Source organism: Pedobacter humicola (assembly GCF_056490705.1).
In genome coordinates, this window is the sequence record NZ_JBWJIG010000003.1 from 154,644 (window position 1) to 165,785 (window position 11,142).

Consider the following 11,142-nt stretch of genomic DNA (forward strand, 5'->3'; position numbering starts at 1 on the left):
ATATTTATTTACTGACCTAGTTGATGATTAAAGGGTAGCCCCTAACGGGGTAAAAAGATGCATTTTACATTTTTATAGAGGGATAGGCACAGAGTGGCTAGTCGACAAAAAACAAAACCATTCCGCTACATCAGAAGGGTTACCTATTTGTAAATCCCCATCCTTCCGATATTTGTGCGCTGTAGGTGCTAGCCAATTGTGTATTCAGACAAATTTTCAGCATAAATTACTAATTATCAGCAATTTAGTCATTAAAAATAAAAACTTACCGACAAAATTTCCGATTTAAAAATCAAAATTAATATGGCATTTGTTTTGACTTAAAAGGGAATATGAACTTCAACAATTTTACCATAAAAGCCCAGGAAGCAGTTCAACAGGCTTCTGAAATAGCCCAGGGCAATCAGCAACAGGCTATTGAAACGGCACACCTGCTAAAAGGTTTGCTTACTGTTGATGAAAACGTAGTTTCTTATGTTTTAAAGAAATTAAATGTTAACCTAAATTCATTGAATCAAAACTTAGATGCAGAGATTGCCAGGTTTCCGAAAGTGAGCGGAAGCAATGTCTATCTGTCATCAAATGCCAATAGCGTTTTACAGAAAGCGCAAACATTTTTAAAAGAATTTAAAGATGAATTTGTATCGGTAGAACATTTATTGTTGGGCATCCTCGCTGTAAACGATAATACTTCGAAATTATTAAAAGAGCAGGGTGTTAACGAAAAAGACCTTAAAAAAGCCATTGTAGAATTGCGTGGCGATAACCGCGTAACCGATCAGAATGCCGAGGCTACTTATCAGGCTTTAAGCAAATATGCCAGGAATTTAAACGAATATGCGGAAAGCGGAAAATTAGATCCGGTAATTGGCCGCGACGAAGAAATCCGCCGTGTAATTCAGATTTTATCGCGTAGAACCAAGAATAACCCTATTTTAATCGGTGAACCAGGTGTGGGTAAAACTGCCATTGCAGAGGGAATTGCCTTTAGGATCATTAAAGGCGATGTACCCGAAAATTTAAAAAGCAAAGTGGTTTACTCATTAGATATGGGTTCGCTTATTGCTGGTGCGAAATATAAAGGCGAGTTCGAAGAACGCTTAAAAGCCGTAGTTAAAGAGGTTACACAGAGTGATGGCGAAATTGTACTGTTTATCGATGAAATCCACACTCTAGTTGGTGCCGGCGGTGGTGAAGGTGCAATGGATGCCGCAAACATTTTAAAACCTGCCCTTGCCCGTGGAGAGTTACGTGCTATCGGTGCCACAACCTTAGATGAATATCAAAAATATTTAGAAAAAGATAAAGCGCTGGAGCGCCGTTTCCAAAAGGTAATGGTAGAAGAACCTGATACCCAGGATGCCATTTCCATTCTCCGGGGACTAAAAGAACGGTACGAAACACACCATAAGGTAAGGATTAAAGATGAAGCCATTATTGCGGCTGTAGAAATGAGCCAGCGGTATATTGCCGATCGTTTCTTACCTGATAAAGCCATCGATTTAATGGATGAAGCTGCGTCGAAATTGCGCATGGAAATGGATAGCGTTCCAGAAAATGTGGATGCCTTAGACCGTGAGATTATGCGTTTAGAAATTGAGCGCGAAGCCATCAAACGTGAAAAAGACGATAGAAAAGTTAAAGAACTTTCTGAAGATATCGCCAATCTTTCAGCTGAACGTGATCAATTGAAAGCCAAATGGCAAGGTGAAAAAGACTTGGTAGATGCAGTTAATAATCAACTCGAACAGATAGAACACTATAAATTAGAAGCTGAGCAAGCTGAACGTGCCGGAGATTATGGTAAAGTAGCCGAAATCCGTTATGGAAAAATTAAGGAAGCTCAGGATAAAGTTGAAAAGCTTAAAGCCGATTTAGAAAGTCAGCAGAGCGATAGCCGCATGCTTAAAGAAGAAGTAACTGCAGATGATATTGCAGGTGTGGTTGGCCGTTGGACGGGTATTCCGGTTACAAAGCTCATTGCAAGTGAGCGCGAAAAACTACTTCATTTGGAAGAAGAATTACACCAGCGTGTAGCTGGTCAGGATGAGGCGATTGAAGCCATTTCCGACGCCATACGCCGTTCCCGTGCAGGTTTACAGGATAAACGCAAGCCAATTGGTTCTTTCATCTTTTTAGGCACAACCGGTGTAGGTAAAACGGAATTGGCGAAGGCATTGGCCGAATTTTTATTCAACGATGAAAATGCCTTAACGCGTATTGATATGAGTGAGTATCAGGAACGTCATGCCGTTTCCCGCCTGATTGGAGCGCCTCCGGGATATGTGGGTTACGATGAAGGTGGTCAGTTAACTGAAGCCGTTAGACGGAAACCTTATTCGGTAGTATTGCTAGATGAGATTGAAAAAGCACACCCTGATGTATTTAACATTCTGTTGCAGGTATTAGATGATGGCCGGTTAACTGATAACAAAGGCAGAACGGTGAATTTCAAAAACACGATCATCATCATGACTTCTAACATTGGAGCGCATTTAATTCAGGATAATTTTAAAAATTTAAGCGACGAAAACCGCGATGAAGTAATTGCCAAAACCAAAAACGAACTGTTCGAAGTATTGAAACAGACCATTCGTCCAGAGTTCCTAAATAGAATTGACGAGCTGATTATGTTTACCCCGTTAAACCGCAGCGAAATCAGAAATATTGTAAGCTTACAATTTAAACACGTACAGCAAACATTGGCCGAAATGGGTATAGAAATGGATGCCAGCGATGAAGCTTTAGATTGGTTGGCACAATTGGGTTACGATCCACAGTTTGGTGCCAGACCGTTGAAAAGAGTAATCCAGAAAAGAATCTTAAATGAGTTGTCGAAAGAGATATTGGCGGGTAAGATAGATAAAGACAGCAAAATTAAGTTGGATATGTTTGACCATAATTTTGTGTTCCTGAACCAAAACGCTGGTTAATATATGCCGATCAAATCCCACGGATTAATTTCTGTGGGATTTTTTTGTTTAAAATTAAGCGATTTAGGTAACTAACATGATAGTTCATTTTCTTGTTTTTTATTTCAATAATGATTATTATTGATTACACACAAAAACACAAATAAAATGAAACCTAGATTAATCATTACGGCGCTGCTATGCGCCGTCAGTTGGCGCTGCTATGCCCAAACTGAAAAAGGCTCGGGCTTTGCTGGCATGAGTGCCAGTTTTGGAACTTCCAAACAAAATAATTCTTCACCAAGCCTTAACACTTTTACCCTAACACCACGTGGCGGCTACTTTTTGGCCAATAATTTTGCCATAGGTTTAGAAATCCCTTTAAATCTCTCCAAACTTAGAAGAGAAGATTATATTGTATGGGACGAACAAGAGGGCAGGTACGAAGACCGCCAAGGGGTAAAGGAATTTAGTATTGGTATCTCTCCTTTCGTACGTAAATATATTGATGTTAAAGAGCGTTTTAAGTTTTTCATGCAGGCCAATGTATTGCTCCAATTGAATACTTTTAACCGTATTGATGAGGATGGTTACCTGATCCGTACCGATGCCAAAGTAAAGGGATATGGAGCCAGCTTAAGTCCTGGCTTTACTTACTTCGTGTCAGACCATTCTGCCATTGAGTTTTCGTTCCCAATTGTAAACTTCTTTCACCAAAATTATTATTCGGAAGGTTCACTCTACAATTACGACAAAACCAATAACCTGAAACTGGCCCTGCAGAATTTCACGCCAACATTTACGTTCAACTACCATTTTAAACATTCAATAAAATGAAAAATATATTCACAAAAAATTTAAGTCTAACATGTGTGAGCTTATTATTTTTTTTAAGCCTTGCCAATCAAGCAAATGCGCAACGCCTTAGCGGAGACATAGAATATTACAGCAGTGTATTTCCTTCTGAGGATGGGAAAATCAAATCGATTGATGGTACTAAAATCGAATATTATAATTCTGTTTTTAAATCAGAAAACGGAAAGGTAAAAACCATTGGTGATACCAGAGTGGAATATTATAGCAGTGTATTCCCTTCTGAGAATGGAAAAATCAAATCTATTAATGAGATTAAAATTGAATATTACAATTCGGTTTTTAAATCGGAAGATGGAAAAATTAAATCAATTGGTAATATCAAATTTGAATACAATAACATTGGCTCCCAACAAAGCGAAGGTAAGGTAAAATCAATCCGTAATGAAAATAATGATCCCGAATCGGAAGACGCATTAAACATGTACTACTTTATTGAACGGCTTAACCATCAATAACTTACAAGATTACAAGCAGTTAAATCCAGACTAACATTTAGGCTGGATTTTTTTTTTGCACACTGATTTTCAAATATTTACAAATAAAACAACTAAAGATATAGTTTGTTTCATTTTTTTTATTTATAATTGGATACACAAAAACACAAATGAAATGAAAAAACAATTATTAGTTACGGCTATGGCCGTGGGTATCTCCCTATGCGGCTTCGCGCAAACAAAAGGAACAAACGCTTTAAGCTTTGGTGTTAACTCTACTAAATCTAAAAGCAGTGGCAACAACTACGAAACCGAATCTAAAAATAATTCTTTTACGCTTGGTTATGGCTATTTCTTTAAAGACAATGATAAGATTGGCTTAGATTTAACCTATGGAATAAATAAAAATTCCTCTGGAAATAACAATAACCAAGAACAAAAAAGTTATGGTGGGAACCTAAGTTACCAACACTATTTTCCTCTTGTAAAAACCTTATTTGCCTATGCGGGTGGAAAAGCAAGCTACACCTATGCTAAAAATAACAGTTTATACGACAGTAGTTATCCTCAGGTAACAGACTTCACTTCCAACCAATACGCTTTAGGCGCTTATGGTGGTATTACCTGGTTTATATCAAAAAGATTCGCCCTGGAAACAAGTTTATTATCAGCTGATATTGTTTATAACAAAACAGAGCAAAATGAAGTCAACGCCAATAACTTTTTTACCAAAAATGAATACACTTCATTCAATTTAACAAGTCAGGGTTTTATCAACAACCTCGGCTTTAAGATCTATATCCTATTTTAACTTCTCAAAAATTAAACTTTGGCCTATCTCCTTTTACGGAGATGGGCCTTTTTTATTTTTTCTTTGTTTCTATATTCGGCAAGAAACCTGTTAACAATCCGATTAGAGGCAGAAAAGCGCATACATTAAATACATATTCAATACTCGTAGAATCAGCCAGTTTTCCCAATAGCGCCGATCCAATGCCCCCCATGCCAAAGGCAAAACCAAAAAATAACCCTGCAACCAAACCTACCTTTCCCGGGATCAGTTCCTGTGCATAAACCAAAATTGCAGAAAATGCGGATGCCAAGATCATCCCGATGGGAACGATCAGTACACCTGCCCAAAACAGGCTGGCATGTGGCAACAACAGCGCAAATGGTGCTGTACCCAATATCGAAGCCCATATCACATACTTCCTCCCTATTTTATCCCCAATTGGCCCACCCAATAAGGTTCCGGCAGCAACTGAGAATAAAAATACAAACAGATAGATCTGCGAAGTCTGTACAGAAACATGGAACTTATCGATCAGATAAAAAGTGAAGTAGTTGGTTAAACTCGCCATGTAAAAGTATTTGGAGAAAATCAACAACAATAGGATACATACAGAGAAAATCACTTTACTTCTCGAAAATTGGTTAACAACGGTTTGTATATTAATCTTTTTACTTCTCGAAAGCATAAACCCCTTATACCAATTGCCTACATAAGTAAGGATGATGATGGCTAAAAGTGCAATAACCGAAAACCAGACTACACTAAACTGGCCATAAGGTACAATGATCCAGGCGGCCAATAAAGGACCTAAAGAACTCCCGGCATTGCCGCCCAACTGAAAAACAGACTGCGCCAGTCCCCTCTTTCCGCCTGATGCGGCATGTGCCATTCTGGATGCCTCTGGATGAAATATAGATGAACCTATCCCGATGAAGCACACCGAAATTAATATGGTATAAAAATGGGTTGATTGTGAAAGCGAAACTAAACCGATCAATGTAAAGCCCATCCCTGTAGCCAACGAATATGGCTGGGGCTTTTTATCGGTATACAGCCCAACAAAAGGTTGTAGTAAGGATGCGGCCAATTGAAAGGTAAGCGTAATTAAACCAATTTGCGAAAAGCTTAAATGGTAACTGGTTTTAATGATGGGATAAATTGCCGGAATTAACGATTGGATAGTATCGTTTAGCAGATGCGAAAAACTTAAAGCAAAGAGTATCGGAAAAACGGTTTTTTCAATAATTGATGTTGTAGATGTATTCTCAGTCATAACGGTATCTTGTACCGTCAAAAATAGCGATTATAAATTTTTAAACTACACGAGTTGTCCTTGCGAAAGCCAAACATTTTTATAAAGTTCCGGTTTAATAGCTATGGAAAAGAATAGAAAAATTGTGGGTTTATGTGGCAGTCTTAGAAAAGGCTCCTATAATGCACTTTTACTTAAAGTTGCGGGCAGTTTAATACCCGAAGGCATTGAATTCGAAATTGTAGCTTTTGATGAGATCCCGGTTTATAATGCAGACCTCGACCTACCAGAAACTGAAAAAAGACCAGCAAGTGTGGTGAAGTTCAGAGATGCCCTTGCAGCTGCCGATGCTTTTATTATTGCCTCTCCCGAATATAACTATTCTATCCCTGGTGGATTGAAAAATGCCATCGACTGGGCAAGCCGTGGCAAGGATTCGCCATTGATGCATAAACCCGTTGCCGTAATGGGTGCAACTCAGGGCATGTGGGGTACGGTTAGGATGCAAACAGCCTTTCTGCCCGTTTTTACTTTTTTAAATATGAACCCGGTTTTACAACCAGAAGTTTTGGTTGCACAGGCACAAAACAAGTTTGATGCAGAAGGAAACTTAAGCGATGAGAAAACCATCAGTATCATCAAAAAGAAAATCGAAAATTTAATTTCAGCCTGTAAGGTTTAAATAAAACCCGCGATAAAGGTTTCCTCCCAACCTGCCATTTCTGCTACAATAAAATCTGACATTTATACAAAAAAAGTCAGATTGTCAATCTGTCATGCCTTAAAAGTTAATCAACCGATTAACTTTTAGTCACACGAAAATAATATTGACTTAACATTAAATTTATATCTGATTATCAATTAAGCAGTTGACCAAAAACTGATTTTTTGATGACGCAGGCCAAGTTTTTTGGCACAAGTGTTGACTTTTAGGCGAATATAGTCAGACATTAAAATAACAGAATTGACTATATTTTAATAACAAATAAATAATAAAAAAGATGAAAAAACTATTATTATCTTTAGTAGCAGTAGCAGGTTTAGTTTATGGTGCACACGCACAAACTGAAAAAGGAAATTTTATGTTAGGCGGTAACGTAGGTGTAAACTCTACAAAAGTTGATGGCGCTCCAAAAGCCGATTTTAGCTTTACCGTATTGCCAAGTGTTGGTTATTTTATCAGCAATAATTTTGCGATCGGTACCGGTGTTGGTTACGAATACAATAAAACAGTTAGCGAGAAAACGCAAGATGGTGCCTTTAAAGTTGCTCCATTCGGTCGTTACTATGTTGGTTTATCTGATCAATTCAAATTCTTCGGACAATTATCTGTTCCATTGGCTTTTGGTCAGTTAAAAGCAACCGATGCAAACGGCGATAATTCAGTTAAATTGGGTACAACTACTAAAATCGGTGTAGAATTAGCACCAGGTTTTGCTTTCTTCCCAACTAAAAGAATCGGTATCGAACTTTCTGTTAAAGGTTTAAGTTATGAAAACTATACCATCAAAGCTGAAGGAACAGGTGCCAAATTAAAAACAAACAGCTTTGGCTTAAACGCTGATACTTTTGCACCAAGATTAGGTGTACAGTTCTACTTTTAATTAAGCGTTTCCAAAAGGAAAAACTTAATAAATGACTTTTTTTCAAGGAGCGTCCCGATTCATAAAATCGGGACGCTTTTTGTTATTTCTTTTCCCTGATGGCTTTAAATTCGGATCCCGCCTTCCATTTGGGATAAGCATCTTCATTGCTGATGCGGTAACCCAAATCAAAAAGCATCCTTACATCTTCAATAATGCCTGATAAATCCCATGTTTTGGCATCAAAATTATCCTGTGGCGAATGGTAACGGAATTTGGTAAAGTCGGCCACCTGCTTTAACCCCCACTCCCTGCCGTTTTTAATGTTATCGACACCTGAACCCGTAAATAATGAAGGCACACCAACCTTGGCCAGGTTAAAATGATCCGAACGGTAATACAGGCCTGATGACGGGACTGGATCTGGCACAATCACCCTGCCCTGTTTCTTAGCGGCTTCTGCGGCATAATCTTCCAACTCCGATTGACCAAAGCCATATACCACAATATCCTTTGTTTTACCCGCTATGCCCATCATATCCATATTGATATTGGCCACCGTTTTGGCTAAAGGAAAAGTAGGGTGTTTGGCATAATACTCTGATCCCAGTAAACCCTGCTCTTCTGCGGTATAAGAAATAAACAGAATAGTACGTGCAGGAGCTTTAGGCAGTTTTTTAAAAGCGGAAGCAATTTCAAAAAGAGATGCTACGCCTGTTGCATTATCAACCGCTCCATTATAGATCGAATCCCCCTGAATTTTTTCGCCCACTCCTAAATGATCCCAGTGTGCCGAATAAATGATCGCTTCATCCTTACGTGTATCACCCGGTAGCTTAGCCAGAACATTATAAGTAACCGATTTCTTGATGGTGTTTTTTACTTTTATAGAAGTTGTGATTCCTAAATCAACTGCTTTAAAACTTTTTTTCCGGGCATTTAACGCCAGCTCATCAAACGATTTTCCATCCATTGCGAATAACTGTTTTGCCTTATCCAGCGTGATCCAGCCTTCTACTACACTCCTGTTCATGCCATTATCTTCACTTTGCAGGGTAAGTTTAGATTTCGACCAGCCACTTCGAACAACCGTCCAGGGATAAGCTGCTGGTTCGGTATCGTGTACGATGATGATCCCGGTAGCGCCCTGCCTCGCGGCTTCTTCAAACTTATACGTCCAACGGCCATAATAGGTCATGTTTTTTCCCTTAAACAGAGTTGAATCGGCAAAACCAGGATCGTTGATTAACACGACAACGGTTTTCCCTTTGACATTGAGATTGGCGTAATCATTCCAGCCGTACTCGGGTGCAATAATGCCATAACCTGCAAAAACCAATGGCGAATTGCGGATACTCACCTCGTTTTGTACACGCCTGGTACCTGCTACAAAGTCTGTTAAATAGTTTAATGTTAAAGAATTTGTTTTTCCTTTAAATACCATTTTAGCTTCCGGAACGGATTTGATCTCAACCATAGGCACTTCTTGAAAAAAACTATTCCCATTACCCGGTTCCAGGCCCAATTTTTCGAACTGTGCCTTTAAATAATGAATGGTCTTGGTTTCGCCAGCAGTAAAGGGTTTTCTTCCCTGCAAACTATCTGCTGAAATTACCGCAAGATATTGGGTTAAACTCGAATCATTGATCGCTTTTATGGCCAAGGAATCCGTACCGCCATCAGTACTTTTTGTGCTTTGCTTACAGGCACTTAAAAATAAGAGTGTACAGCCTGAAAATAGTATGAGTTTTTTCATTTATAAGGATTAGTCTCTGGTTTACTTGTTAATATGTTGAAAATACAAAGAAATTAGGAATTATCGGGTGGCTATCTTTTCAAGTCTGCACGCACAAAATAACATATGAAATTCTGACAATCCTATTAATACATTAAAGTTTCACAGCAGATGATCCAACTTATGTTTCTTCGAATAATTTGGTCTCTTTTATTTTTTTGCAGCATACTTTAAATTATCAAACAGCCTTTCGATCAACCGTCTGTCATTGGTGATAATTTCTGCTGATCCCTTGCTTTCATATTTAAAATCTAGCTTACTCCCATAATTTGTGTGTAAATCATTAGGAAAATCGACCGTAACTAGATAGGTTTCTATACTTCCATTCTGTGTTTTTTCAGTATTGGTAGTTAAAGAGATTGTTTTCACTCGCCCCTCTACAGAGCCGTATTCCATATATGGAAAGTTATCTAATTTAACAATAACCTCCTGACCTATTTTTACCTTCCCAGCACCATTGGCAGGAAGCAATACCTGACCATATGGTTTATTGTTGACAGGTATTATGGTAAAGATTGGATCACCTAATTGTATAAACTGGTTTTCGTTATAAAACTTCAAGTATTGCAACTTACCACTAAAAGGTGCTTTGAATACATATTTCTGTTCCCATAATTTAATATTATCAATGAGGTCGTTGTAGGACGAAATTAGATTGAGGTGCAGTTCCTTTTCTTTCTCAGGGTCTTCTATATGCAATTGCTGTATCTTATTCTGGGTTTCTTGTATGCTCTGTTTTGCCATAATTACAGCATTGGTCGACAACTGCACTTTATCCTTAGCAGAAAGATAACTCATCTCTGTTTGATCAAGTTCTGATTCACTTATTACTTTTTTCTTAAATAAAGAAGAATCTCTTTTATAGAATTTGTAAACATAACCCAATGAACTTTTGGCCATACGCAACTGGCTCTGAGTACTGATGATGGCCTTTCGCTGCTCAGCTAAAATATTATTAAAGCTAGCCTTCTGGTTATCGTAAAATTTATCCTCTCTGTAATTCAAAAATTGCTGGATAGCGTTAACGAATGAATAATATTTGCTATTCAGTTCACCGATTGAAACATTTTCAGGAAAATGGCTACGCAACAAGGCGATTTCATCTGAAGAGGGATTATACTTTTTAAGTAGTCTGCTGATTGAATCAACAGCAAAAGGTGTGGTCGAATTTTCAAGATAAGCAATTACCTGGCCCTCTTTTACCTCATCTAAAGAAATGACGCCATTAAGTTTGAGTTTGCCGCTACCATTGGCAACCAGCTTAATCGGTGCATTACTGGCATTCACAACGATCTGTCCCAGTGCAATATCCGGATAACGTCCAATCCATCCAAAAATGGTCATTAGGATAAAAAGAAACAGCACTATTGCACTAACGGCCAAACCGAAACGGGTTGGCATACGTTCAATAATGGCTGTCACCTCCTCAGAGCGCTGTGATTGAAGCGCAATTTCGAGTTTGTTATGTTCGGTAGGAAGCGTTTGCATATCTAATTG

At 38.4% G+C, this 11,142-nt stretch carries 9 protein-coding genes; 6 read left to right on the forward strand and 3 right to left on the reverse strand.

Annotated elements, in window-relative coordinates; translation table 11 throughout:
- The first annotated feature begins 332 nt into the window (after positions 1 to 332).
- From clpB to AC04Q1_RS06830, 4 genes are all read left to right on the forward strand, one after another.
- A complete protein-coding gene (gene clpB / locus AC04Q1_RS06815; RefSeq protein WP_478363078.1) occupies positions 333 to 2,933 on the forward strand; it encodes an ATP-dependent chaperone ClpB in 2,601 nt (866 codons plus the stop codon).
- 147 nt (positions 2,934 to 3,080) lie between these two features.
- Positions 3,081 to 3,749, forward strand: coding sequence for a hypothetical protein (locus AC04Q1_RS06820; protein WP_478363080.1), 669 nt, complete (start codon positions 3,081 to 3,083; stop codon positions 3,747 to 3,749).
- A 35-nt stretch (positions 3,750 to 3,784) separates the two neighbouring features.
- On the forward strand, positions 3,785 to 4,243 hold the full coding sequence (locus AC04Q1_RS06825) for a hypothetical protein (protein ID WP_478363082.1): 459 nt from the start codon (positions 3,785 to 3,787) through the stop codon (positions 4,241 to 4,243).
- Positions 4,244 to 4,397: 154 nt separating this feature from the next.
- A complete protein-coding gene (locus AC04Q1_RS06830) occupies positions 4,398 to 5,033 on the forward strand; it encodes an outer membrane beta-barrel protein (RefSeq protein ID WP_478363084.1) in 636 nt (211 codons plus the stop codon).
- A gap of 52 nt (positions 5,034 to 5,085) precedes the next feature.
- Here the strand turns inward: AC04Q1_RS06830 and AC04Q1_RS06835 are convergent, their stop codons facing one another.
- Positions 5,086 to 6,288 (reverse strand): MFS transporter, encoded by a 1,203-nt coding sequence (locus tag AC04Q1_RS06835; RefSeq protein WP_478363086.1) that lies wholly within the window; start codon positions 6,286 to 6,288, stop codon positions 5,086 to 5,088.
- Positions 6,289 to 6,391: 103 nt separating this feature from the next.
- Between AC04Q1_RS06835 and AC04Q1_RS06840 the strand changes: the two genes are divergently transcribed.
- Complete coding sequence (locus tag AC04Q1_RS06840; RefSeq protein WP_478363087.1) at positions 6,392 to 6,949, forward strand: NADPH-dependent FMN reductase; 558 nt, start codon at positions 6,392 to 6,394, stop codon at positions 6,947 to 6,949.
- Between the two features lie 319 nt (positions 6,950 to 7,268).
- Complete coding sequence (locus AC04Q1_RS06845) at positions 7,269 to 7,871, forward strand: outer membrane beta-barrel protein (protein ID WP_478363089.1); 603 nt, start codon at positions 7,269 to 7,271, stop codon at positions 7,869 to 7,871.
- Between the two features lie 82 nt (positions 7,872 to 7,953).
- Here AC04Q1_RS06845 and AC04Q1_RS06850 read toward each other — a convergent pair whose 3' ends face one another.
- Positions 7,954 to 9,606, reverse strand: coding sequence for a M28 family metallopeptidase (locus AC04Q1_RS06850; RefSeq protein ID WP_478363091.1), 1,653 nt, complete (start codon positions 9,604 to 9,606; stop codon positions 7,954 to 7,956).
- A gap of 189 nt (positions 9,607 to 9,795) precedes the next feature.
- A complete protein-coding gene (locus AC04Q1_RS06855; protein WP_478363094.1) occupies positions 9,796 to 11,133 on the reverse strand; it encodes an HlyD family secretion protein in 1,338 nt (445 codons plus the stop codon).
- Between the last annotated feature and the right edge of the window lie 9 nt (positions 11,134 to 11,142).